General features: G+C 67.0%; 23 protein-coding genes and 1 tRNA gene. 16 read left to right on the forward strand and 8 right to left on the reverse strand.

Annotated elements, in window-relative coordinates:
* Window positions 1-354 precede the first annotated feature (354 nt).
* On the reverse strand, window positions 355-1,638 hold the full coding sequence (locus HF680_RS01275; protein ID WP_185223847.1) for a lytic murein transglycosylase: 1,284 nt from the start codon (window positions 1,636-1,638) through the stop codon (window positions 355-357).
* A 192-nt stretch (window positions 1,639-1,830) separates the two neighbouring features.
* Here HF680_RS01275 and HF680_RS01280 point away from each other — a divergent pair.
* The 4 genes from HF680_RS01280 to HF680_RS01295 all read left to right on the forward strand — a co-directional run bounded on the left by HF680_RS01280 (window position 1,831) and on the right by HF680_RS01295 (window position 3,136).
* Window positions 1,831-1,907, forward strand: a tRNA-Ala gene (locus tag HF680_RS01280).
* A 203-nt stretch (window positions 1,908-2,110) separates the two neighbouring features.
* Window positions 2,111-2,236: a type B 50S ribosomal protein L36 gene (gene ykgO, locus HF680_RS01285; RefSeq protein ID WP_008263184.1), complete on the forward strand. Its 126-nt coding sequence runs from the start codon at window positions 2,111-2,113 to the stop codon at window positions 2,234-2,236.
* A 195-nt stretch (window positions 2,237-2,431) separates the two neighbouring features.
* A complete protein-coding gene (locus HF680_RS01290) occupies window positions 2,432-2,707 on the forward strand; it encodes a DUF2312 domain-containing protein (protein ID WP_017505946.1) in 276 nt (91 codons plus the stop codon).
* Window positions 2,708-2,857: 150 nt separating this feature from the next.
* Window positions 2,858-3,136, forward strand: a complete 279-nt coding sequence (locus tag HF680_RS01295; RefSeq protein WP_205195872.1) for a hypothetical protein — start codon at window positions 2,858-2,860, stop codon at window positions 3,134-3,136.
* A 154-nt stretch (window positions 3,137-3,290) separates the two neighbouring features.
* Here HF680_RS01295 and HF680_RS01300 read toward each other — a convergent pair whose 3' ends face one another.
* Window positions 3,291-4,742, reverse strand: coding sequence for a sigma-54-dependent transcriptional regulator (locus tag HF680_RS01300; RefSeq protein WP_039245381.1), 1,452 nt, complete (start codon window positions 4,740-4,742; stop codon window positions 3,291-3,293).
* Window positions 4,743-4,848: 106 nt separating this feature from the next.
* A complete protein-coding gene (locus HF680_RS01305) occupies window positions 4,849-6,618 on the reverse strand; it encodes a DUF4153 domain-containing protein (protein ID WP_185223849.1) in 1,770 nt (589 codons plus the stop codon).
* 96 nt (window positions 6,619-6,714) lie between these two features.
* Between HF680_RS01305 and HF680_RS01310 the strand changes: the two genes are divergently transcribed.
* The 9 genes from HF680_RS01310 to HF680_RS01350 all read left to right on the forward strand — a co-directional run bounded on the left by HF680_RS01310 (window position 6,715) and on the right by HF680_RS01350 (window position 14,033).
* Window positions 6,715-8,508, forward strand: coding sequence for a M3 family oligoendopeptidase (locus HF680_RS01310; protein WP_185223850.1), 1,794 nt, complete (start codon window positions 6,715-6,717; stop codon window positions 8,506-8,508).
* A 76-nt stretch (window positions 8,509-8,584) separates the two neighbouring features.
* Complete coding sequence (locus HF680_RS01315; RefSeq protein ID WP_017505952.1) at window positions 8,585-8,857, forward strand: aa3-type cytochrome c oxidase subunit IV; 273 nt, start codon at window positions 8,585-8,587, stop codon at window positions 8,855-8,857.
* Window positions 8,858-8,987: 130 nt separating this feature from the next.
* Window positions 8,988-10,127 carry a Re/Si-specific NAD(P)(+) transhydrogenase subunit alpha gene (locus HF680_RS01320; protein ID WP_185223851.1) on the forward strand — a complete coding sequence of 380 codons (1,140 nt, stop codon included), beginning with the start codon at window positions 8,988-8,990 and terminating at the stop codon, window positions 10,125-10,127.
* Window positions 10,127-10,465 (forward strand): NAD(P) transhydrogenase subunit alpha, encoded by a 339-nt coding sequence (locus HF680_RS01325; RefSeq protein WP_185223852.1) that lies wholly within the window; start codon window positions 10,127-10,129, stop codon window positions 10,463-10,465. Before HF680_RS01320 ends, HF680_RS01325 begins: the two co-directional genes overlap by 1 nt.
* Complete coding sequence (locus HF680_RS01330) at window positions 10,462-10,770, forward strand: hypothetical protein (RefSeq protein ID WP_205195874.1); 309 nt, start codon at window positions 10,462-10,464, stop codon at window positions 10,768-10,770. Before HF680_RS01325 ends, HF680_RS01330 begins: the two co-directional genes overlap by 4 nt.
* Entirely contained in the window at window positions 10,767-11,033 is a 267-nt protein-coding gene (locus HF680_RS01335) for a hypothetical protein (RefSeq protein ID WP_185223854.1), read from the forward strand. The genes HF680_RS01330 and HF680_RS01335 overlap by 4 nt, the downstream gene beginning before the upstream one ends.
* A gap of 12 nt (window positions 11,034-11,045) precedes the next feature.
* Complete coding sequence (locus HF680_RS01340; protein WP_185223855.1) at window positions 11,046-12,467, forward strand: NAD(P)(+) transhydrogenase (Re/Si-specific) subunit beta; 1,422 nt, start codon at window positions 11,046-11,048, stop codon at window positions 12,465-12,467.
* Between the two features lie 3 nt (window positions 12,468-12,470).
* Window positions 12,471-12,875: a DUF1801 domain-containing protein gene (locus HF680_RS01345; protein ID WP_185223856.1), complete on the forward strand. Its 405-nt coding sequence runs from the start codon at window positions 12,471-12,473 to the stop codon at window positions 12,873-12,875.
* 51 nt (window positions 12,876-12,926) lie between these two features.
* The gene (locus HF680_RS01350; protein WP_185223857.1) at window positions 12,927-14,033 is read left to right on the forward strand and encodes an acyltransferase family protein; all 1,107 of its coding nucleotides are present in this window, start codon (window positions 12,927-12,929) and stop codon (window positions 14,031-14,033) included.
* A 2-nt stretch (window positions 14,034-14,035) separates the two neighbouring features.
* Here the strand turns inward: HF680_RS01350 and HF680_RS01355 are convergent, their stop codons facing one another.
* On the reverse strand, window positions 14,036-14,260 hold the full coding sequence (locus HF680_RS01355) for a hypothetical protein (protein WP_185223858.1): 225 nt from the start codon (window positions 14,258-14,260) through the stop codon (window positions 14,036-14,038).
* A 92-nt stretch (window positions 14,261-14,352) separates the two neighbouring features.
* On the opposite strand from HF680_RS01355, the gene HF680_RS01360 reads away from it, so the two are divergent.
* The 3 genes from HF680_RS01360 (at window position 14,353) to HF680_RS01370 (ending at window position 17,450) form a co-directional block, all read left to right on the forward strand.
* Window positions 14,353-15,342, forward strand: a complete 990-nt coding sequence (locus tag HF680_RS01360; RefSeq protein WP_205195876.1) for a helix-turn-helix transcriptional regulator — start codon at window positions 14,353-14,355, stop codon at window positions 15,340-15,342.
* A gap of 72 nt (window positions 15,343-15,414) precedes the next feature.
* Window positions 15,415-16,848, forward strand: coding sequence for a hypothetical protein (locus tag HF680_RS01365; RefSeq protein ID WP_205195877.1), 1,434 nt, complete (start codon window positions 15,415-15,417; stop codon window positions 16,846-16,848).
* Between the two features lie 68 nt (window positions 16,849-16,916).
* Window positions 16,917-17,450, forward strand: coding sequence for a hypothetical protein (locus tag HF680_RS01370; RefSeq protein WP_185223859.1), 534 nt, complete (start codon window positions 16,917-16,919; stop codon window positions 17,448-17,450).
* Here the strand turns inward: HF680_RS01370 and ychF are convergent.
* The 4 genes from ychF to HF680_RS01390 form a co-directional block, all read right to left on the reverse strand.
* Window positions 17,443-18,537 carry a redox-regulated ATPase YchF gene (gene ychF / locus HF680_RS01375; protein ID WP_045810299.1) on the reverse strand — a complete coding sequence of 365 codons (1,095 nt, stop codon included), beginning with the start codon at window positions 18,535-18,537 and terminating at the stop codon, window positions 17,443-17,445. The two genes, HF680_RS01370 and ychF, sit on opposite strands and share 8 nt — an antisense overlap.
* Window positions 18,538-18,607: 70 nt before the next feature.
* Window positions 18,608-19,099: a copper chaperone PCu(A)C gene (locus tag HF680_RS01380; RefSeq protein ID WP_185223860.1), complete on the reverse strand. Its 492-nt coding sequence runs from the start codon at window positions 19,097-19,099 to the stop codon at window positions 18,608-18,610.
* A gap of 13 nt (window positions 19,100-19,112) precedes the next feature.
* On the reverse strand, window positions 19,113-20,468 hold the full coding sequence (locus HF680_RS01385; protein WP_185223861.1) for a PepSY-associated TM helix domain-containing protein: 1,356 nt from the start codon (window positions 20,466-20,468) through the stop codon (window positions 19,113-19,115).
* The gene (locus tag HF680_RS01390) at window positions 20,468-22,549 is read right to left on the reverse strand and encodes a TonB-dependent receptor family protein (RefSeq protein WP_185223862.1); all 2,082 of its coding nucleotides are present in this window, start codon (window positions 22,547-22,549) and stop codon (window positions 20,468-20,470) included. Before HF680_RS01390 ends, HF680_RS01385 begins: the two co-directional genes overlap by 1 nt.
* Window positions 22,550-22,574: the final 25 nt, after the last annotated feature.

Raw genomic sequence — 22,574 nt, forward strand, 5'->3', positions numbered from 1 at the left:
GGAGGGAACGGGGGCGATGGTGAAATCCCATCGCGGCGCCGGGGCTGATCGGTCGGGGAATCGCCCCGGCGTCCGCAGCCGCGTCGCAGGGTCGAGGGGGATACTCGGCCGCACCGGGGATCGGGGATCGCTGCTCCGACCCGCCCGTCGCAGGCTTATGGGGTTAGGCGATAAGACCGCCACCGCTCGGCGCCCCGAGCTTGCAGGCCAACCTTCCGCGCGGAGCGTCATACCCTTCGTCGAAACGGTACTTAAAAACTCACACTCCGGGCGAAGGCCCGGCGCTCCGCCCAGCCCTCCATCCCTCCGCCCGATAAAAGGCAGGAGCGGCGAACCATGCCCGACTCTAAGCCCTCAGTTCGTCCGGCGGATCAGTTCGTCCGCCAGCGCCGGCGTCAGATAGCCGTCGGCGATCCGGTTGTTGGCGATCTGCCAGCGACGCAGGGCCGCGCGGGTGTTGGAGCCGATCACCCCGTCGACGCCCTGGGTGTCGTAACCCAGTTGGGTCAGGGCGCGCTGCGCCCCGACACGCTGGTCGCGCGTCATCGACGGATCGTTGGGCCAGGCCTTCGTCAGCCCCGGCTTGCCCATGACCCCGTCCGCCGTCAAGCCGATGGCCAGGGCGTAGGAGACCGAGTTGTTGTAGCGGCGGATCACATAGTGGTTCGGCAGGGCCAGGAAGGCCGGACCGTTCGCGCCCTGGGGCAGCAGGATGGTCGCTTCTTCCAGCGCCTCGGCGCCGTTCGGGGCGCCGCCTTGCGCCAGGCGCACGCCCTTGGCCGCCCAATAGGCCCAGTTGTGCTTCGGGCCTTCCGCCTCGGCATAGTCGAAGCCGGAGGGCAGGGTAACTTCATAGCCCCAGCCCTGACCGCGCTTCCACCCGGCCTGGGCCAGCAGGTTGGCGGCCGACGCCAGGGCGTCGGCGTCGTCGTTCCAGATGTCGACCTTGCCGTCGCCGTCCTGATCCACGCCCAGGCGCAGATAGTTGTCGGGCATGAACTGGGTCTGGCCCATGGCCCCGGCCCAGCTGCCCTTCAGGCCCGCGCGCTCGCGCCGGCCGTCCACGACGATGTCCAGCGCGTCCTTCAGCTGCCCCTCGGCCCAATCGCGTCTGCGGCCGTCATAGGCCAGGGTCGCCAGCGAGCGGATCACGTCATAGTCGCCCTGCACCTGACCGAAGGCGCTCTCCTGGGCCCAGACGCCGACCAGGATCTCGCTGGGCACGCCGAATCGTTGAACCACCGACCACGGCACCCGGTCGATGCGCTGTTTGGCCTGGGCGATTCGCACGGGGGTCACCGCATTCTGCACATAGGCGCCGGCGGGTTTGGAGAATTCAGGCTGGTTGCGATCCAGGCGGATCACCGTCGGATCGGGCGTCAGCCCCTCCAGTTCCCGGGCGTAGTCCGCGCGGCGGGCGCCGCCCTTACGCGCCAGGAAACCCTGCTTCCAGCCTTCGAAACCCTGCTGGTCATAGGCGGCCAACGGCGGCGTCTGGGGGGTAGGGGTCGGCGTCGTGACCGGCGCGCCCGCCTGGGGCTGAGGCTGGGGCGTCGGCAGGTTCACCTGCGGCTCGGGCAGCATGGGCGCGCAGGCCGAGACGCAGCCGATCAGGAGAAGGCGGTAGGAAAAGCGCATGAGATTCAAACTAAAGCCCCCGGGGTCAGACACGAAATGACATCCGCGCGAACGGCCATTTCGACGCCCTAAAGCGCGCGCGGCGCGAATGCGTTGCCTGGCCATTCCCCGCTCGGGTGTAAGGCGCGCCGTTAACCACCTTTGTATTGGACGCCTTATAAGTGTGTGTCGTAATGACGCACCAGCTCTGACGGCCTGATGGCGGAGCGGCGACGCGGCGGGCGTGCAACCCCGTAAACCCTCCGTTCGACTCGGAGGTCAGGCCTCCATAGTTTTCTAAGCGTGCTATCGCCCTTCGGGCTACTTGAGCACGCGAAATGAAAGGCTTCGCCAGGCAGACGGGGACTGGGTTTTCTGCGGTTTCGGCCTTTGGCGGCTTGACCTTCCGAACCCCTCTCTCTATACGACCGCCTCCGCCGCGATCCGCCCGGGTCAGCGGCTTTCTTATTGGTTTCTTTCAGGACGTCCGACCATGAAGGTCCGTAGCTCGCTCAAGTCGCTGAAGACCCGCCACCGCGACTGCAAGGTCGTGCGTCGCAAGGGCGTCGTCTTCGTCATCAACAAGACCGACCCGCGCTTCAAGGCGAAGCAGGGCTAAGCAGCGTTCGCTGCGCGCCGCTTCTGCGGCGTGCGCACGCTGGGTCGCGCTCAAGCCGCCCGAAGGGCCACAGCGCGCTTGAAAGATGACGATCCACAGGCTGCGGATTTCTGTCCGCGGCCTTTTTCGTGTTCGCGGTTGTCGCGCGCCTGTCCGCAGGGTTAGCGTCCGCGCCTGATTTCTGGAGTATTTCCCATGGCTGACGACGCCTCGTTCGACGGTGGTTCCGACGTTCTCACCGCCACGGCGCAGGGCCGCCTTCGCACCATCATCGAGCGCCTTGAGCGTCTCGAAGAGGACAAGCAGGCCGTCATGACCGACATGAAGGAGGTCTTCGCCGAAGCCAAGGGCGAGGGCTACGACGTCAAGATCCTGCGCAAGGTCATCCGCATCAGAAAGCAGGACAAGGCCAAGCGTCAGGAAGAGGACGCCATCCTGGACCTCTATCTGTCGGCGCTCGGCGAGATCTGAGGCTGACCCGGCTTGAAGCGCACCCCCTTCAAGCCAGGAGGCGGGCTGTCGCGATCAGGCGGCCCGAAGCGCGATGGCGCATCCAGTCTGCGCTCAAGCAGCCCAAAGGGCGGTAGCGCTGCAAAAAAGCCCGCGCCCAGCCCCTTCGAGATGCAGCGCGAGGCGGCGAAACGCGCTGCATTGAATGCCTTGAAACGCGCTCGGCGCGCGGCGGACAAGGCGGGCGTTTCGCTGTCCGAATGGGAGGGCGAGTTCATCGATTCGGTCAGCGAGCGCGTGAAAACCCACGGCCGCGCCTTCGCCGACCCCGAAAAGGGCGCGCCGGGCCAGGCGCTCTCGGCGATGCAGGGCCGCAAGCTGAAAGAGATCACCGCCAAGGCCAATGGCGAAGAGCCGAAACGGCGGTGGGGCAGGAAGCCTTCGGGGTGATCGTCTCCTCCCCACTTGTGGAGAGGGGGACCGCGCAGCGGTGGAGGGGCTCTCGAATCTCCAAAGGCGCTATGATGCGGCGAAGAGCCCCTCCGTCACGGCGCTAAGGAGCGCCGCGCCACCTCCCCACGATGTGGGGAGGAGACGGTAACCCTCAGCCCGCTTCCTTCAGCTGACCTTCCAGACCCTGTTCGCGGACCTTGCGATACAGGGTCGAGCGGCCGATGCCGAGGCGGCGCGCGATCTCGCTCATATGACCGGCATAGACCTCGATGGCGTGCTGGATCAGGTCGCGTTCGATGTCTTCCAGCGTCCGCAGATGGCCGCGCTCGTCCAGGATGCGGATCGGCTGATCGACCTGCGCGGCGGCGTCGGTCTGGGCGCCGGCGGCTGTGGCGGCCTGGAGGGGCTGGGCGTCGGGCATGGGCGCGGCGACGCCTGAAATCGCGGGGAAATCGTGCGGCTGAAGGAAGGGCGCATCGGCCAGGACGATGGCGCGGAACACCGCGTTTTCCAGCTGTCGCACGTTTCCGGGCCAGTCGAACCCTTGCAGCAGAGCCAGGGTCTCGGGCGCGCATCCGGCGATCCGCTTGCCCTCCTCGGCGTTGAAACGGGCGATGAAGTGATCGACCAGGGGCGCGATGTCCTCGCGCCGGTCGCGCAAGGACGGGGCCTCGATCGGGAAGACGTTCAGGCGATAGAACAGATCCTCGCGGAAGGCGCCGTCCTTGACCTGCTGGGCGGGGTCGCGATTGGTCGCCGAGACGATGCGCACGTCGATCTTGACCGGGCGCTTGCCGCCCACGGGATCGATCTCGCCTTCTTGCAGCGCGCGCAGCAGCTTGACCTGCATGTCCAACGGCAGTTCGCCGATCTCGTCCAGGAACAGGGTGCCGCCGTCCGCTTCTCGGAACTTGCCCAGCGTCTTATCCACGGCCCCGGTAAAGGCGCCCTTCTCATGCCCGAACAGGATGGATTCGATCAGATTGGCGGGCAGGGCGCCGCAGTTGACGGCGACGAAGGGCTTGCCGGCTCGGTCGCTGGCGCCGTGCAGGGCGCGGGCGATGACCTCCTTGCCGACGCCGCTCTCGCCGGTGATCAGGACAGGGATGGAGGATTTGGCGGCCCGAGCGCCCAGCGCCTTGACCATGCGCATCGGCGCGCTGTCGCCCACGATGTCGTCGAAGCTGGTGCGGCCCTGCACGCGCTTGGTCAGGCGGCCGACCTCGGCGGTCAGGCGCTTCATCTGCATGGCGTTGCGCACGCCGACCAGCAGTCGTTCGGGCCCGACCGGTTTGACAAAGAAGTCCTGGGCCCCTGCCTGCATGGCCTTGACCACCATGTCGATGCCGCCGTTAGCCGTCAGGACGATGACCGGCTCATTGATCCCGGCGCTGCGCAGTTCGGCCAGGCATTCCAGCCCCGACATCTCGGGCATGACCATGTCCAGCAGGATCAGGTCGGCCCCGCCGCCGCGCGTCATCCGGTCGATGGCCTCGCCGCCGCTGGCGGCATGGACCACGGCGTTGCCGTCCCGCTCCAGCACGGCCTGGATCAGCCGGCGCTGGGTCGGATCGTCGTCAACGACCAGGATGGTCTTGGCCATGAAAATCCCTTGTACTGTCGCCCAACCCGTCACGGATGGATCGTTTCGGGACGATTCCTAAGGCGGCGAGGTGAAAATCGGGTGACACGGCGTGGTGAGCGTCCCGTTAACGCGGCTCGGTTGCGTCGCATCGCGCCTCGGGGCTGGCGCGCAATCTCTGGCCGTCGACAACCAGGTCGGGCAGGGCCGCCGGCGCCGTCGCGAGGCCCTTCGACAGGCCCGCATACATCCGCTCCGCACTGCGCCCGCAGGTGAAGCCGTATCGGCCCGTCACGCGCCACTGGCCTTGGGCGTCCTGATCGAAGGCGACGATTTCACGAGCCGTAGCGACCAGCAGATCGGTTCGTCCATCGTCGTTCAGCTCCATCGATCGCACGATGCAGGGCGTTTCCGCATTGCAGCTGAGCAGCATGTCCACCTGCGCGTCCAACTGATCGACGAAGCTGGCGGGGACGGATTGGCCATCGGCGGCCTTCAGGCGGATGGCGGCCTTGCGCGCTTGCCGTCCCTGCTCGGTATCGCCGGATGGCCACGGGCGAGCCTGGGCGGCGCGGGCGTTTCGCGCAATGCGAGGATCGGTTGAGGCGGCCAGACGTCGCAGCGCCGCCTCGCCGGCCTTGCCGCTCTCGAACCGCAGGAAGTCATAGTCGAATATGTCAGCGGACACCGCCCCACGCTGCAAGCGTGCGACCTGATCCTGCACCGAGAGGCGGGCGGGATCGGCCAGCGGGCTGAACAGGGCCAGGATGACAAGAACCGACAGGATCGCCGCTATGACATTGGTCCGCTCCAGCGGCTTCATCCAGTCGCCCGGTTTCACGGCCGCCAGCAGATAGCCCGCGCCATAGACCGCGCCGACCAAGGTGCAGGCGGCGGCGATGATCCGATCGGGCGTCAGGCCGTGCTGGCCTATCCGCAATGCCAAGCCCCAGGCGGCAAGAACGATCAGCGGCGCGATCAGGACGGACGCCGCCCGCACGCCATATCGCAGGACGACCGGCGGCAGATTGGCGGCGCGCCCGTCCTGATAGGCCGTGTTGATCAGCACGATCAGGGCGGCGGCGGCCGACAGCACTAGGGCGGTCGCGCTGCGCGTCTCCCACAGGCCGTCCAATCCGGTGAAGGGCAGGGCGAGGAGGAAGCCGCCGACCAGGACCGTGATCACCAGCAACAGCCAGGACAGCAGCATCAACGCCACGGTCCGCACGCCCCGGATCAGGCCGTCGCGCACATCGGTCAACTGGACGGCGGTGGCGAAGACCAGGGCCGTGACCGGAATGGCGAACCACGCCTCGCCGAGCAGCTGTTGCAGAAAGCCGAGGCCGATCATCTTGAACAGGGCCGCGCCCAGATGCAGCAGGATCCAGAAGGCGCCAGTGAAGCCCAGAGACAGGGCCAGTTGCACCCCCGCCTTCCAGGCGATGTCAAAATAGTCGGGATAGTCGACGATCCAGCGTCGTTCGCGGATCGCGGGCACAATCAGGTGGTGGGCGATGAACAGAGCCGCGGCACCGAAGGCCAGCACAGGGAAGCTGAGGAACGGCGGCTCCTCGTAAGGCTTCAGCACCTGGCGGGCGACGTCGTGGGCGCCCAACAGAGCCAGCACGCCGGCTGCGGCGGCCGCCCAAAGGATCAGGGCCAGCAGCTTGACCCGACCTACGCCGGCGAGAACCACCACCGGCACATAGCCGGCCGCCAGGGCCAGGGCGCCGAACACCACCGGCTGGGTTTCGGGCCAGACGCGGCTGTCGGCCGCCAGATACAGCAGATAGAGCGCCAGCCCCTGAACCAGACCCGTCGCCAGCCGAATCGCAAACAGGGCCGAGGCCCCGCCAAGGCCCGTCCGGCCGGTGTCATGCTGCAGGGTTTCGGTCATTCACGCGTCTCCGAAAGGCAGGATTGCACGGGCCGTGACGCCGAGAAAGCGCAAGGGACGGTTGCGGCCGTCGCCGCGCATCCCCAGAACAGGGGCATGAACGCTCCCTTCAAGACGCCCAACACCGAAGCCCCGCTATGGGACCTGACCGACCTCTATGCGTCGCGCGACGACGCCAAGGTGGCGGCCGACCTGGACAAGGCGCGCGGTCTGGTCGAGGCGCTGAACGGGCTGAAGGGCCGGCTGGCGGTGGATCAGGACGCGCAGGCGCTGGGCGAGGCGCTGGACCGCGCGATCCAGCTTTACGAGCAGGCGTCCGATGTGCTGGGCGCGCTGGGCGCCTATGCCTTCCTGTCGGCGTCGACAGCGCGTGATGATGCGACGGCGCAAGGGTTCGAGGCCGATGTGCGCGAGAAGATCACCGCCATCGCCACCCCGACCGTCTGGCTGACGCTGGAGATCAACCAGATCGACGATGCGGCGCTGGAAGCGGCGCTCACCGCCCATGCGGGCGCGGCGCGCTGGCGGCCGTGGCTGCGGCGGGTGCGGGCGATGAAGCCGCACGAACTGTCGGCCGAACTGGAAACCTTCATCGCCGAGCGCGGACCGATCACGGCCCAATGGCCGCGCCTGTTCGACGAGCAGCTGGCCGCCCTGCGTGCGAAGGCGGGCCATGAGGAACTGACGCTGGCCGAGGCGCTGAACCGCCTGTCGGACGCCAAACCCGCGCGCCGCAAGGCCGCCGCCGAGGGTCTGTCAGAGGCGCTGGCCGCCCGCGCCCCGACGCTGGCCCTGGTGCTGAACACCGTCGCCGCCGACAAGGCGATGGAGGATCGCTGGCGCGGGTTCGAACGTCCCGCCGACAGCCGTCACCTGGGCAACGAGGTGGATGGCGAGGCCGTGGATGCGATGGCCGAGGCGGTCGCCGCCGCCTATCCGCGCCTGTCGCACCGCTATTATGCGCTGAAGGCCAAGGCGATGGGCAAGGCGCGCCTGGACCACTGGGACCGCAACGCGCCTATCGAGACCACGACGCCGCGCGTCTTCACCTGGACTCAGGGGCGCGAGATCGTGCTGGACAGTTTTTCGGACCTGGGCGGCGATTTCGCCGACCGGGCAGGCGGCTTCTTCGACAAGCCGTGGATCGACGGCCGGGCGCGGCCGGGCAAGCAGTCGGGCGCCTACGCCCACCCCGTCACCGCCGACCGCCACCCCTATGTCTTCCTGAATTGGATGGGCGAGCGGCGCGATGTCCTGACCCTGGCGCACGAGCTGGGTCATGGCGTCCACCAGACGCTGGCGGCGGATCAGGGCACGCTTCTGGCCGACACGCCCCTGACCCTGGCCGAGACGGCGTCGATCTTCGCCGAGGGGCTGACGTTTGATCGTCTGCTGGCGACCGCGCCGAAGGCCGAGCAGCGCGGCCTGCTGGCCGGGCGGATCGAGGACGGTCTGAACACTGTCGTGCGCCAGATCGCCTTCCACCGGTTCGAGACCCGCTTCCACGACGAGCGCCTGCAGGGCGAGGTGTCGCAGCAGCGGATCAACCAGCTGTGGCTTGAGGAAATGGGCGCCTCGCTGGGGCCGTCGGTCAAGCTGAACCCGGGCTATGAACACTGGTGGGCCTATGTCAGCCACTTCGTCCATTCGCCCTTCTACGTCTACGCCTATGCCTTCGGCGACCTGCTGGTGGCGGCGCTGATGGAGGCGCGTCGCAGCGATCCGGCCGGCTTCACCCCCCTGTATCGCGAGCTTCTGGCCGGCGGCGGATCGCGAACCTATGTCGAGGCGTTGAAGCCGTTCGGTCTGGACCCGCGCGACCCGGCCTTCTGGAGCGTCGGCTGTCAGAGGCTGGAGCGGCTGGTCGATCAGTTCGAGGCGCTGGCCTGACCAGGGCATGACTGCGGGCTTGAGCGGGGCGGTCGCCTCGGTGTAAGTCCGCGATAACGACGAGGGGATTCCACGAATGGCCGACCTGCACGACACCGCCAACGCACCTGCCGACGCCGATGCGCAAGCCTATCTGCACGGCCATATGGAAGTGCGCGAACAGGTCTCGACCTACCGCCTGTTCCTGAACCTGGCCAAGTGGGGCAGCCTGGCCATCGCCGTCTTGCTGCTGTTCCTGACCCTGTGGTTCCACCCGGGCGGCAGCTTCATGGCCGCCGTCATCGGCGCGGTCGTTCTGGGCGGCGTCGGGTTCGTGGCGCTGAAGTCCAAGCCCGGCGCCGCGCACTGAGCCTTGCAGACGATCGCCGTCGGGTGGTCTGAAATCACGCGCTCTCGCCAAGCTTTGGCATAACCGTGCTTTGACGGCTTGCGCCGGAAGGGCCTAACCTTCGTTCAACGAAAAGAACGAGGGGATTCGCTTGGCCGTCGCTATCGCCGTCACCCGTGAACGTCGCGAAGGCGAGACGCGCTGCGCCGTCACGCCAGAGACGGTCAAGAAGCTGATCGCCCTGGGGGCGACCGTCACGGTCGAGGCCGGGACCGGCCTGGGCTCCTCCATTCCCGACGCCGACTACGCCGCCGCCGGCGCCATGGTGAAGCCCGACACCCGCGCCGTGCTGGACGGCGCCGACATCGTACTGAAGGTGCGCGGCCCCACGGCCCAGGAAACCAGCGCGCTGAAACCCGGCGCCATCGTTATCGCCATGCTTGACGCTTGGCGCGACAAGGCGACCGTCGACGCCCTGGCCGGGGCTGGCGCCACCGCCTTCGCTATGGAGTTCGTGCCCCGCATCACCCGCGCCCAGGTCATGGACGTCCTGTCGTCCCAGGCGAACTTGGCCGGATACCGTGCGGTGATCGAGGCGGCCTATGCCTATGGCAAGGGCTTTCCGATGATGATGACGGCGGCCGGCACGGTCGCCGCCGCAAAGGTCTTCATCATGGGGGTAGGCGTCGCGGGCTTGCAAGCTATCGCCACCGCGCGTCGTCTGGGCGCCGTCGTCACCGCCACCGACGTCCGCCCCGCGACCAAGGAACAGGTCGAAAGCCTGGGCGCCAAATTCCTGGCCGTCGAGGACGAGGAGTTCAAGAACGCCCAGACCGCCGGCGGCTACGCAAAGCCCATGTCAGCCGAGTATCAGGCCAAACAGGCCGAACTGACCGCCAGCCATGTGGTCAAACAGGACGTGGTCATCACCACGGCCCTGATCCCCGGCCGCGCCGCTCCGGTGCTGCTGACCGCCGCCCATGTCGCCGCGATGAAGCCGGGCTCGGTCATCATCGATCTGGCGGTCGAGGCGGGCGGCAATGTCGAGGGCTCCAAGCTGAACGAGGTCGTGACCACCGCGAACGGCGTCACCATCGTCGGCTGGTCGAACCTGCCCGGCCGCATCGCCGCAGACGCCAGCGCCCTCTACGCTCGCAACCTCACCGCCTTCGTTGGCCTGTTGATCAAGGACGGCGGTCTGGCGGTCGATCTCGAAGACGAGATCCTGAAGGCGGCGGTGGTCACCCATGCCGGCGCCGTGGTGCATGAAGGTTTGAAGGGAACACATTGATGGAACATGTCGATCCCACCGTCTTCCGCTTGGCCATCTTCGTGCTGGCGATCTTCGTCGGCTATTACGTCGTCTGGAGCGTGACGCCGGCCCTGCACACGCCGCTGATGGCCGTGACTAACGCCATTTCCAGCGTCATCATCGTCGGCGGCCTGATCGCGGCGGCGGCCGTATCCGGTGACGCGACCGGCCCCAGCGCCTGGATCGCCAAGGGCGCCGGCGTCGTCGCCGTCACCCTGGCCAGCGTCAACATCTTCGGCGGCTTCATGGTCACCCGGCGAATGCTGGCCATGTACAAGAAGAAGGAGCGACCCATCGCTCCGAAGGGGGCGAAGTGAACGGTTTGCCGATGGACGCGGTCGTGACGGCGATCGGGGGCGTCGTCATAGCTGCAGTGATCGTGTTGGTGATTTTCAGCGGTCGCATGTCGAAAGCCGTGCGATCCACGGTGGAGATTGTCGTCGGCATTCTCTTGTTTCCGACCGTAACCGGGCTTTGGGGCTGGCGGGCGATCGAAGGCGTGAGAGATCGCGATTGGCTTTACGCAGGCCTGATGGCCATCGCTGCTGCGATATTTGCTGTGACTGGCTTCTACGCCATTCGACGCCGTACCCTGGCGCCTTTTGCCAAGCGTCCGAAATGACCGACGCTGCGCAGATCGCCATCACCGGATCCTGGGTCGCGACCGGCATCGGCTTCGGCCTGTGGCTGTATGGCTGGTTCGGGACCAAAACTCCGATCAAGCGCCAGAGGCTGCACGACTGCGGGATCGCCCTGGTCTTTTCGGCCATTCTGGTTCGCGTGGTGACGCAGGACCGGCCGTTGGGCGTCTTCGAATGGGCCCTGTTCTTCATCGGCCCGTTGTTCATCGCCGCCGCCCTATGGCGGCTGGCCCGCACGTCTTGAGGGGAGGGCGTGATGAACGCATCCTTGGCCGCTTTGGCCTATCTGGTTTCGGGCGTCCTGTTCATCCTGTCGCTGCGGGGGCTGTCCAGCCCGGAGACCAGCCGTCAGGGCAACACCTTCGGCATGGTCGGCATGGCGCTGGCCATCGGCGTGACCCTGCTGACGCTGGGCGCGACGGGGGCGCTGGATACCGTGACCCTGGCCCTGATCGCAGGCGGCGTCATCGTCGGCGGCGGGGCCGGCGCCCTGATCGCCAAGCGGGTCGCCATGACCGACATGCCGCAGCTGGTCGCAGCCTTCCATAGTCTGGTCGGCATGGCCGCCTGTCTGGTCGCCATCGGCGCCATCTATGCGCCCGAGGCGTTCGGAATCCTGACCGACGACGGAACGGGCATCAAGACGCTGTCGATCATCGAACTCAGCCTCGGCGTCGCCATCGGGGCCATCACCTTCACCGGCTCGGTCATCGCCTTCGCCAAGCTGAACGGCAACATGAGCGGGGCGCCGATCATCCTGCCGGCGCGGCATCTGATCAATGTCGGCCTGGCCCTGGCGCTGGTCTTCCTGATCGGCATCCTGATCGGCACGAACGGCGCGGCGACCTGGGCCTTCTGGGGCGTCTTCCTGATCGCCCTCGTTTTGGGCGCGACCTTGATCATTCCCATCGGCGGGGCGGACATGCCGGTGGTGGTGTCGATGCTGAACTCTTACTCCGGTTGGGCGGCGGCGGCGCTGGGCTTCACGCTGGAGAACATCGCCCTGATCATCACCGGCGCCCTGGTCGGGTCGTCGGGCGCGATCCTCAGCTACATCATGTGCAAGGGCATGAACCGCAGCTTCATCTCGGTGATCCTGGGCGGCTTCGGCGGCGGCGATGCGGCGGCCGGTCCCGGCGGCGCCAAGGAGACGCGCCCGGTCAAGCAAGGCTCGGCCGAGGACGCGGCCTTCATCATGAAGAATGCGTCCAAGGTCATCATCGTGCCCGGCTATGGCATGGCGGTGGCCCAGGCCCAGCACGCCCTGCGCGAAATGGCCGACAAGCTGAAGGAGGAGGGGGTCGAGGTGAAATACGCCATCCATCCCGTCGCCGGCCGGATGCCGGGCCACATGAACGTCCTGCTGGCCGAGGCCAACGTCCCCTATGACGAGGTGTTCGAACTGGAGGACATCAACGCCGAGTTCGCCACCGCCGACGTCGCCTTCGTCATCGGCGCCAATGACGTGACCAACCCCGCCGCCAAGACCGATCCGACCAGCGCCATCTACGGCATGCCGATCCTGGATGTGGAAAAGGCCGGCACGGTGCTGTTCATCAAGCGCGGCATGGGTTCGGGCTATGCCGGGGTCGAAAACGAGCTGTTCTTCCGCGACAACACCATGATGCTGTTTGCCGACGCCAAGAAGATGGTCGAAGGGATTGTGAAGGGGCTTTGAGCCATGGCCAGCACGCCCAAGACCGGACCCACCGACGCCTCTGTCGACGCGTTCTTGTCTGCGATCGCCGATCCACGCCGACGGTCTGACGCTCAAGCCGTCGCCGCACTGATGTCGGACATCACCGGTGAACCGGCCGTGCTCTGGGGATCGTCCATCGTCGGGTTCGGCAATGACGGCGGCCCCAAGGGCGGCTGGCCGCTGATCAGCTTCTCGCCGCGAAAAGCCAATCTGGTGCTTTATGTCGCTGGCGATTTCCCTAAACGAGCCCAACTGATCGCCCGCTTGGGCAAGGTGAAGACCGGCGTCGGGTGCGTCTATATTTCACGCCTCGAAGATGTCGATCAGACGGTTCTGCGCGACCTTTGCGGTCGCGCTGTTCGCGCGGTCGAAGCCGGCTCGGACTGAAGTCTCTTCAGACCCCTATCGCGCAACCTTGACCGGCGCTATCACGCGTCCGTGAACACACTGTCCGGACCCCTTCCTGCCGCCCATCGCCGTTTCGAGGCTCTGGATTCTCTTCGGGGTGTGTGCGCCATCCTTGTCGTGATGTTTCACATGCCGGTTGCAAGTCACTGGCGCGACTGGGGTTTCATTCAGCACTCCTATCTGTTCGTCGATTACTTCTTCGTCCTGTCGGGCTTCGTCATCGCCCATGCCTATGCGAACCGATTGAAGTCCGGCCGCGACGCCGGACGGTTCATGGTGCGGCGCTTTGGGCGGATCTGGCCGCTGCATCTGCTGATGCTGGCGGCCTTCATCGGGCTGGAGCTGGCGCGTCTGGTCTTGCATTTCGACAGCGCACCGCCGTTCACGCGGGATCGATCGATCGAGGCGATCTCCACCAATCTGGCGCTGATCCAGGCCTGGCATGTGCATCCCTATCTGACCTGGAACGGGCCGGCCTGGACGCTCAGCGCCGAATGGGCCTGTTATCTGATCTTCGCAGGGCTGGTGCTGATCGCGCCCAAAAGGTTCCGCTGGATCGGGCTGGTGCTGGCGATCATCGGCGGCGTGCTAGTGCTCAGCTACGCCCGGCGCTGGATGAACACAACCTATGACTTCGCCGTGCCGCGCGCGGTCTATGGGTTCTTCCTGGGCTGCCTGCTGCAGGGGCTGTGGACGCGCATTCCGCGCCTCAAGGGCGGCGCCGCAACTCTGTTGGAGATTGCGGCCATCGTCGTCGCCTGTGTCTTCATCGGCTATGCTCAGGGGCCGATCACCGTGGCCGTCACCCTGATCTTCGTGGCGCTGATCTGGGTCTTCGCCGGCGAGGAGGGGGCGCTGTCACGCGTGCTGGACCATCCGGCTCTGGTCACCCTGGGGCGGTGGTCGTTCGCCATCTACATGGTCCACATGTTCATCCTGACCGTGATGATGATCGTGGCCAGAAAGCTGGACCTGGTCCCGGTTCGACGCATCGACTTCGGCTCGGTCTGGCTGAATGACCTGTTCGCCGTCGCCATGTTCGGCTTCATCGTCGCGGTCGCCGTGGTGGCGCACCGACTGGTCGAGCAGCCGGCCCAGCGCATGATCGACCGCTGGACCAAGCCGAAGGCGGCCTGAGCTCAGGCGGCCATCCGCCATTCGGGGGCCATGTCGCCGGCGCGGCCTTCGTCCCACAGCATGTCCTCGTCAGAATAGCGGCTGCTGGCGGCGGCCGAGATGACGTCGACCACCTGTTCCTCCAGCCGGTCCCAGATCACGGCGAGGTCGGACGACCCACCGGTCTCGCATGGCACGATGATATAGCGGCTGGCGTTGACGGTCTGGGCGGGTTGGAAATGCGCCATCTGATGATCTCCTGAAGCGGGGGGCCTCTTGTCGATGATGTCGTTATGAAGCAGTGTTGCGTCAGAAACGGACGTAGGGATCGGCGAGAGCATTGAGACACGACAAGGCGGCTATGGTGATCGATCTGGCGCGCCGCATGGCCGCCAGCGCCGAAGGGCTGAGCCTGGACGAGATCGCGCGCGACATGCGCGTCGGCCGCCGCACCGCCGAACGGATGCGTGATGCGGTTCTGATGCTGTTTCCCCAGGTGGACGAGGTTTCCGACCCGCCGTCCAAACGCTGGCGCATCCGAGGCGGGCTGTCGGCCTTCGAACAGGCCCCGACGGCGACCGAAATGCTGGAACTGTCCAAGGCCGCGACCGCCCTGCGCGCCGCCGGCGAACCGGCGCGCGCCACGGCGTTGGAGGGGCTGGAGCGCAAGCTGAAGGCGGCGATGCGGTCAACCACCCTTAACCGCATGGCGCCGGATCTGGAGGCCCTGGTCCGGGCCGAGACCATTGCGGTTCAGGCCGGCCCTCGACCCTCCGCCGACGAGGCCATGCTGACCGCCATCCGCGCGGCGGTGCTGGCTCAGCAGCCCTTGGGCTTCACCTATTCCCGTCCGGGCGCCGAGCCGCGTCGGCGCAGCGTGGCGCCGTGCGGCGTCATGTTCGGCCGGGCCAACTATCTGGTCGCCGCCGACCGCGAGACCGGCCGCATCCAGACCTTCCGCCTGGACCGAATGAGCCACGTCGCCCCGCAGGAGGGGATGGCCGTACCACCCGCCGATTTCGATCTCAACGTCTTCGCCAGCCAGTCCTTCGGCATCTATCAGGACGAGATCGAGGACGTCGTGCTGCGCATCGCGCCCGAGGGCGCGGCCGAGGCCAGGGGCTGGCGCTGGCACCCCACCCAGTCGTTCGAGAATCAGCCGGACGGCGGCGTGATCGTGCGGTTCCGCGCCTCGGGCATGCGCGAGTTGGCCTGGCATCTGTTCACCTGGGGCGAGCAGGTGCAGATATTGGCGCCGCAGCGGCTGAAGGCCGTGATGGCCGGAGAACTGGCTGCGGCAGGCCGCGCCTTGGAACGGGCCTCAGCCTGACGAAACCGTAAGCTGACGCGACGCGTTGACGACCGCTAGGCTTCGCGCCGACCGCCCTTCAGGAGATCGCCCTTGCGCGTCCACGCCTTCGCCTCGTCAGCCGTCCTCTCCCTCGCCCTGATGAGCGGCGCCTGCGCCGCCGGGCCCATGTCGGCGCCGACGACCTTTCAGGCGGAAGACGGACCCCAGGTGACGGTGACCCGCGATGGCGAACACCTGAACATCGACTATCGCTTCGGGCGCGACGTGCCGGTCTGGGCGTTCCAGGATTCGGCGCTGGAACAGGATTCGCGCCAGCCCTGGCGGCCGCGCCAATGGACGGTCAAGACGCCCGGCGTCGTCATGGAGCGACGCGGCCATTACGACATCATCCGCAGCACGGACGGCGGGCCTGTTCCCCGCGAGGTCCGCTTCCGCGTCCGACCGCAGGCGGTGGATCTTGAGGCCGAGTATCCGACCCTGCTGTTCTCCAATGGCGCGGTGGCCCTGCCGACCCGGCAACTGGACGTCTTCGCCCTGTCGTCGGCCCAGGCGGCCGAGCAGGTGCCGGATGACCTGAACCGGATCCGGCTGGATGGCGGACCGTCCCGCGTGACGTGGCGGGACGAGAACGGACCCGTCTTGTTCAACGGCCGCCGCCGCGACGAACTGACCACGACGGACGAACGCAGCTATGTCCTGCTGGGCGAGGCGACGGTGACGCCGGGCGACGGCCTTTCGACCGTCATGGACCCCAATCTGCCGCCGTGGATCGGCGAGGAGATCCGCGGCTTTGCGCCGCGTGTCGGTCATTACTATCGCGACCGCCTCGGCGCGCCGGGCTCCGGCGGCGATACGCCCATCGTCATGGTGGCCTGGAACGGGCCGACCGAAAGCATGACCAGCATGGGCGGCAGCGTCCTGCCGGGCCTGATCGTCATGTCGTTCGAGGGCAGGGGCGTGACCTCGCCCCAGCCGGAAATCATGGAGCGTTCGCGCTGGTTCATCGGCCATGAGGGGGCGCATTTCTGGCTGGGGCAGACGGTGCGCTACGCTTTCGCCGATGAGGCCTGGATCACCGAGGGCGGAGCCGACCTGATGGCTGTGCGCGCCCTGAAGGCCCTGGACGCAAACTATGACGACCGGGCCGAGCTTCAGTCCGAGGTGGACGACTGCGTCAACCTGTCCCGCCAGCCGATCGCCCAGGCCGGCGCCAGGGGCGAACACCGCGCCTACTACGCCTGCGGGGCCGTCTTCGCCCTAGCGGCGGAGGGCGCGCAACGCCAGCGCAGCGGCGGCGACTGGTTCGACTTCCTCAGACCCCTGTTGCGCCAGCCGGATGGCGTGCTCAGCCGCGAGGAATGGCTGACGGCCCTGACCCGCACATCGCGCGACCCGTCGCTGCGCGGCGATGTCGAGCGGCTGCTGGACCAGGGCGCGTCCGATCCGTCCGCCGTCATCGCCCGCCTGTTCCAGCGCACCGGCGTGGCCTTTCGGATGATCGACGGCCGCGTGGTCCTGAGCTGAATCCGATCGCAGGCGCTGGCGTCGGTCATCGGATTGAACCCGAACCTTGGCCGTGGCGTTGTGGCGGGATGAAAACAGCCTTGATCCCGATGGCGGGCGCGATCGCCCTTCTGGCCGCCTGCGGCGATCACGAGGTCAATCCCCCGAACGAACCGGCGGCGCCCCTGCGCACGCCCGAGGCCATGCAGCCGGTCGAACCGCCTGGACCGTCTTCTCTGGCCGGACGCGGGCCGCGCAGCTTCGTGGGGGTCTGGGCGGCGAACCCGCAATGGTGCGCCCGCCCCCAAGGCGAACGCAGCCCGATCACCCTGACGCCGCTGCGCTTCGACGGCTTTGGCCGAAACTGCGACATCGCCAGCATCGACGAGACGGGTTCCGGTTATGTCGCGGTTCTGCGATGCGCGGGGCGGGCTCAGACCGAGCGGGTGCATATGAGCACGAGCGGCGACGTGATGAACCTGACCTATGTCGATCAGGACATGAAGACGGTGAAACTGGCGCGCTGCCCCGGTTCGCCGCGTGCGCCCGATCCCGCCAATCCGCTGGAAAAGATGATGAAGAAGGACGGGGCCGAAACCCCGCCGACCGCGCCGCCTAGTTGAACAGGAAGTTCATCACGTCGCCGTCCTTGACGACATAGGACTTGCCTTCGGCGCGCAGCTTGCCGGCCTCGCGCGCCTTGGCTTCGCCGCGCAGAGCGACAAAGTCGTCGAAGGCGATGGTCTCGGCGCGGATGAAGCCCTTTTCGAAGTCGGTGTGGATCACGCCGGCCGCCTGGGGCGCGGTGTCGCCAACATTGATGGTCCAGGCGCGCGCTTCCTTGGGACCGACCGTGAAATAGGTCTGCAGGCCCAGCAGCTTGTAGGCCTCGCGGATCAGACGGTTCAGGCCGGGCTCTTCCAGGCCAAGGGTCTCCAGGAACTCCTTCTGTTCCTCATCGTCCAGCACGGCGATCTCGGACTCGATCTGGGCCGAGATGACGACCGAGTTGGCGTTGTCGGCGGCGGCGCGGGCCGCGACCTTGTCGGACAGGTCGTTGCCCTTGTCGGCCGAGCCTTCCTCGACGTTGGCGACATAGAGGGCAGGCAGCGCCGTCAGCAATTGCAGCATGTGCCAGGCCTTGATGTCCTCCTTGGACACCTCGGCGGTGCGGGCGGGCTTGCCGGCGTTCAGCTGAGCCAGGGCCAGATCGACCAGCTTCAGCGTCAGGACGGATTCCTTGTCGCCGCCCTTGGCGCGCTTCTCCAGCTGCGGCCGGCGGCGCTCCAGGCTTTCCATGTCGGCCAGCATCAGCTCGGTCTCGATGATCTCCAGGTCGGCGATCGGATCGATACGGTCCTCGACGTGGGTGATGTCATCATCGACGAAGCAGCGGGCGACGAAGGCCACGGCGTCGCAGTCGCGGATGTTGGCCAGGAACTGATTGCCCAGGCCTTCGCCCTTGGACGCGCCGCGCACCAGACCGGCGACGTCGACGAAGGTGATGCGGGCGGGGATGATCTCTTTCGATCCGGCGATCTCGGCCAGGGCGTTCAGACGCGCCTCGGGCACCGCCACATCGCCGGTGTTCGGCTCGATGGTGCAGAACGGATAGTTGGCCGCCTGGGCCGCCGCCGTCTTGGTCAGGGCGTTGAACAGGGTGGACTTGCCAACGTTGGGCAGGCCGACGATCGCGACTTTAAGAGCCATGGTATTCCTCGTGAGGCGCGAGCCTTTAGCGGGTTCAGAGCCGTTTGTCAGGCTCGCGCTTCAACTGAGGTCAGTGGGCGCCGTGATCCATGCCTTCCACGGTCGGTTGACGAACCTGCGCCTGAACGGTGATCGTCGGCGCCGAGGCGAACTGGAAGGTCAGCGGCACGGTCTCGCCGGCGACCAGAGGCGCGGTCAGGCCGATCAGCATCAGGTGGTTGCCGCCCGGCGCCAAGGCCACGGCCTGACCGGCGGGCAGGGGCAGGCCCCCTGTCAGCTCGGCCATCTTCATCATGCCGTTCTCGGTCTTCATCTCGTGGACCTGAAGCGATCCGGCGCGCGGTGTCGATCCGCCCGTCAGCCGGTCGTCAGTCGCGGCGGTCAGGGTGACGTAGCAGCCGCCGGCCTTCGCCCCGTTCGGCGACGGGCGGCACCAGGCGTCGGTCGCGGTCACGGCGGCGGTCGCTGTCGGCGTCTCAGTGGCGGGCGCCTTGGCCGGCTCGGACGGATTGCAGGCCGCCAGCGACAGGGCGGCGGCGGCAAGGGCGAGTTTGATCTTCATGGCGTCAGGTCTTTCACGAGGCGGCGGAACGGCGCCGGATCATCGGACGCAGGGCTCGGTCGAGCAATACGGCCGCGATCAGACTCAGTCCCGTCAGGGGATAGAGGATGGCGAGGGGCAGGACGATGCCCAGGACAGCGGCGCGCGCGCGCGGTCCCGGCGGGGCGGGCGGCGCGCCCAGGCGTCGGCGCGACAGATTGGGCGGGCGGCGCTTCCACCACATGACCAGGCCGCTGATCGCCAATAGCCACACGCCGATGCAGCCCAGCAGCATGACGATGCGGTTCGCCTGGCCGAACTGCGTGCCCTGGTGCGTATAGATGCCGAACTCGATGGCCTTTGCGCCGGCGCCGAACTGGTCATAGCCGATGTCGCCCAGCAGCCGCCCGGAGGCCGCATCGACATAGAGCGACCGGCTGTCCTGAACCCGTGTCGCCTGGGTCGTCAGCGTATAGGCGGTGTCGTCGGCCTTGGGGATGTTCACCGTATAGGGGCGCGCCAGGCTGGCTTCATCCGCGACCCGCAGAACCTGCGCCAGGCCGCCATGGCCAGCGTGGTCGTGGGTCATCACCATGCCCTCCATGGTCCAGCCGGTCCCGACCGGCGCATCGTGGTGCTGCGCCCTTTGCCAGGCGCCGGCGACGGGTGCGGGCGGCCGCCCCAGCCCCGTCTCCTTGACCGCCCCCATGACCTTGTCGCCCCAGACCGCCGACCACGGCATGCCGGTCACGGCCAGAAACAGCACCACCCCGCCGACATAGAAACCCGTCAGCGCATGCAGGTCGCGCCAGAACGGACGGCGGCGACCGTCGGTCGTCTGTGGTGCGAAGTTCGCCACGCCCCGCCCGCGCGGCCACCACAGATAGAGCCCCGTGGCGAACAGAATGATCGTCCAGCCGGCGACGATCTCGACCAGGATGTTGAACGGCCGCCCCAGCAGGGTCAGGCTGTGCGTGTTCTTGACCAACTCCATGAACCCGCCGGCCGGAATGACGCCCGTGGCCCGCCCGGTGTGCGGATCGACGAAGACCGTCTTCTGCACGCCGTCGGGTCGATCGACCCGCAGCCGGATCGCCTCATCGTCGCGGGCAGGCATGACCAGATTGGCGACCCGCCCGCCGCCTGCGGCCTGGGCGGCCGAAGCCACCCAGGTTTTCGGCGTCGCTTGGGCCTGAACCGCCGGCACGCGGATCATGTCGCGATAAAGAAACTCGTCGATCTCGTCCTTGAACAGATAAAGCCCGCCCGTCAGGGCCAGCAGCATCAGCACCGGCATCACGAAGACGCCGGCATAGAAGTGCCAGCGCCAGACCGCGCGGTAGGCGTCGGACAGGTCGTCCGGCGTCGTCTTGTCGAGATTGCGCGCCATCAGTAGCTCATCCTGACGCCGACATAGGCCGAACGGCCGTCGCCGGGGAAGAAGACGGCCTTGGACACGGTGGCCACGCGGGCGTCCGTGACCGCGCCGAAGTTCGACACATAGGCTTCGTCGAACAGGTTGCGGACATCGGCGAACACCGTCAGTCGGCGATTGACGGTCCAGCCCATGTTCAGGTTCGCGACCGCATAGGACGGCGACTTCAGAGTGTTGGCGTAATCGACCCAGGCATCCTTGATCGACCATTCCACGCTGGGCGCGATGAACCAGCCGGCCGGATCGTCGTAGCGAAGCTCCGCGCGGTACAGGTGCGGCGGCACGACCGGCAGATGGCCGTCGCCATAGACCTTGTCTCCGTCGAAGTAGAAGTCGGAGAAGGCGTAGGTCTGGCGCAGCCGCCATTCCGGCGCGATCCGCCAATCCAGCCCTGCCTCGATCCCCTGGTGGATGGTCGGTCCCGCGTTGAAGGTCGCGGCCGGTATGCCCAGGGCTGCGTTTACAGCAAAGTTCAGTAGTTCGTGCTTCAGATCGGCGCGATAGGCGGTCACGTCCCAGGTCAGCGGTCCCCGCCGACCCCGCGTGCCGACTTCCCAGGTCACGGCCTCTTGCGGAACGAGGGGCTGATAGCCGCCGGCGGTCGGCGACAAGGCCGAGAAGTTGGGCGGCTCGATCGAGCGGGTAACGTTGGCGAAGACCTGGGCGCCGTCCTCGCTCTCCCACAACAGGCCGGCGCGAGGCGCGAACCAGTCGAAGGTCTTGTCGGTGGTCAGGTCAATCGTACCGACGACGCCGGGAACGACATAGCTCTGGTAGTCGCGCTCGGCGCGCCCCCAGGTTCCTCCCGCGACCAGCGCCAGGCGATCGGTCACGAACAGCCGCCCCTCGCCGAAGACATCCAGCCCCTTGCCGTTCTGGAAGCTGCGGGCGCGTAAACCGTTCTGCTGTCCGCCGACATTGACCCACTGTTTGGCGTCCAGATCACCCTGTCGATACCAGGCGCCATAGAAGGCGTCGGCGCGCATACCGCCGATCCGGCCCTGCCAATCGAACCGACCAAAGGCGCCGTAGTTGCGGCTCTGCTGGTCGATGACCTGGAAGATGGGATGGTCCAGATCTTTCCAGGTTCCATAGAGGGCGCCCTCGAACACCGTTGCGTCGTCCAGCCTCCAGCGGGTCTGCAAAGTGGTGCGAAGCGAGCGCATATTGCGCTGATAGTTGAGGGCGATATTGGCGGGATTGGCCGCCTCGGGATTTGTCAGGGCGTCGGACAGACTAACGCTGCCCGGGATTTCCTGATGGATGTCGCCCCACGAGGCCAACAGGCGAACTTCGCGATCCTGCCCAAAGCTGCGCCCGACGTTGCCCGACAGGTTCAGCGCCTTGCCTTCGCTCTGTTGACGCCACCCATCGACGCTCTGGCCCGTGACGGCGGCGAAACCGTCCCAGTCGCCGCGAACGCCGGCGACCTCGGCATGGGCGCGCACGGTTCCGTAAGAGCCGCTGTTCAGGCGCAGGTTCAGGTTGGACGAGGCCGTGTGCCCCGTCGGCGTCACCAGATTGACCGCCCCGCCTAGCAGAGCTCCACCGAACCGCAGCGCATTCCCGCCCTTGTAGACCTCGGTGTAGCGGGCGATCAGCGGGTCGATCAGCTGGAAATCACCGAACCCGTCGGCCTCGTTGAACGGCACGCCGTCCTGAGCCAGCAGAACGCCGCGATTGTGAGCCGCATTGCCTATGCCCGATCCGCGAATCGACAGGCGAATGTCGCCGCCCCACTTCTTCTGGGCATAGACGCCGGGCGCATCGCGCAGCACGTCGGCGAGGTTGGTCGCATACCGGTCGGCATAGGATTCGGCTGAAATGACAGCAACGGCGCCCGGCGTGCGTGACAGCCGCTGTCGCGCGTCTGCGACGATGGGCGGATCCTCGGCGTTGCGGCGGCCGGTGACGATGACGCTATCCAGCAAAGCCGGTTCGGGCGTCTGCTGAGCCCAGACGGGGCTTGTCCAACCGGCGTTGGAGAGGGCGGCGAGCAGCAACGCGCAGGGCGCTGCGGTGGTCTTGAAGGACATGAAGTGAACCTGAAATCAGAACGAG

It is taken from the genome of Brevundimonas huaxiensis, assembly GCF_014218725.1.
Taxonomy (GTDB): domain Bacteria; phylum Pseudomonadota; class Alphaproteobacteria; order Caulobacterales; family Caulobacteraceae; genus Brevundimonas; species Brevundimonas huaxiensis.

What these genes read in the sequence shown, in the direction of transcription:
- HF680_RS01275 (WP_185223847.1), bottom strand. Translation starts at nt 1,638, where the DNA reads ATGCGCTTTTCCTACCGCCTTCTCCTGATCGGCTGCGTCTCGGCCTGC.
- ykgO (WP_008263184.1), top strand. Translation starts at nt 2,111, where the DNA reads ATGAAGGTCCGTAGCTCGCTCAAGTCGCTGAAGACCCGCCACCGCGAC.
- HF680_RS01290 (WP_017505946.1), top strand. Translation starts at nt 2,432, where the DNA reads ATGGCTGACGACGCCTCGTTCGACGGTGGTTCCGACGTTCTCACCGCC.
- HF680_RS01295 (WP_205195872.1), top strand. Translation starts at nt 2,858, where the DNA reads ATGCAGCGCGAGGCGGCGAAACGCGCTGCATTGAATGCCTTGAAACGC.
- HF680_RS01300 (WP_039245381.1), bottom strand. Translation starts at nt 4,742, where the DNA reads ATGGCCAAGACCATCCTGGTCGTTGACGACGATCCGACCCAGCGCCGG.
- HF680_RS01305 (WP_185223849.1), bottom strand. Translation starts at nt 6,618, where the DNA reads ATGACCGAAACCCTGCAGCATGACACCGGCCGGACGGGCCTTGGCGGG.
- HF680_RS01310 (WP_185223850.1), top strand. Translation starts at nt 6,715, where the DNA reads ATGAACGCTCCCTTCAAGACGCCCAACACCGAAGCCCCGCTATGGGAC.
- HF680_RS01315 (WP_017505952.1), top strand. Translation starts at nt 8,585, where the DNA reads ATGGCCGACCTGCACGACACCGCCAACGCACCTGCCGACGCCGATGCG.
- HF680_RS01325 (WP_185223852.1), top strand. Translation starts at nt 10,127, where the DNA reads ATGGAACATGTCGATCCCACCGTCTTCCGCTTGGCCATCTTCGTGCTG.
- HF680_RS01335 (WP_185223854.1), top strand. Translation starts at nt 10,767, where the DNA reads ATGACCGACGCTGCGCAGATCGCCATCACCGGATCCTGGGTCGCGACC.
- HF680_RS01340 (WP_185223855.1), top strand. Translation starts at nt 11,046, where the DNA reads ATGAACGCATCCTTGGCCGCTTTGGCCTATCTGGTTTCGGGCGTCCTG.
- HF680_RS01345 (WP_185223856.1), top strand. Translation starts at nt 12,471, where the DNA reads ATGGCCAGCACGCCCAAGACCGGACCCACCGACGCCTCTGTCGACGCG.
- HF680_RS01355 (WP_185223858.1), bottom strand. Translation starts at nt 14,260, where the DNA reads ATGGCGCATTTCCAACCCGCCCAGACCGTCAACGCCAGCCGCTATATC.
- HF680_RS01370 (WP_185223859.1), top strand. Translation starts at nt 16,917, where the DNA reads ATGAAAACAGCCTTGATCCCGATGGCGGGCGCGATCGCCCTTCTGGCC.
- ychF (WP_045810299.1), bottom strand. Translation starts at nt 18,537, where the DNA reads ATGGCTCTTAAAGTCGCGATCGTCGGCCTGCCCAACGTTGGCAAGTCC.
- HF680_RS01380 (WP_185223860.1), bottom strand. Translation starts at nt 19,099, where the DNA reads ATGAAGATCAAACTCGCCCTTGCCGCCGCCGCCCTGTCGCTGGCGGCC.
- HF680_RS01385 (WP_185223861.1), bottom strand. Translation starts at nt 20,468, where the DNA reads ATGGCGCGCAATCTCGACAAGACGACGCCGGACGACCTGTCCGACGCC.
- HF680_RS01390 (WP_185223862.1), bottom strand. Translation starts at nt 22,549, where the DNA reads ATGTCCTTCAAGACCACCGCAGCGCCCTGCGCGTTGCTGCTCGCCGCC.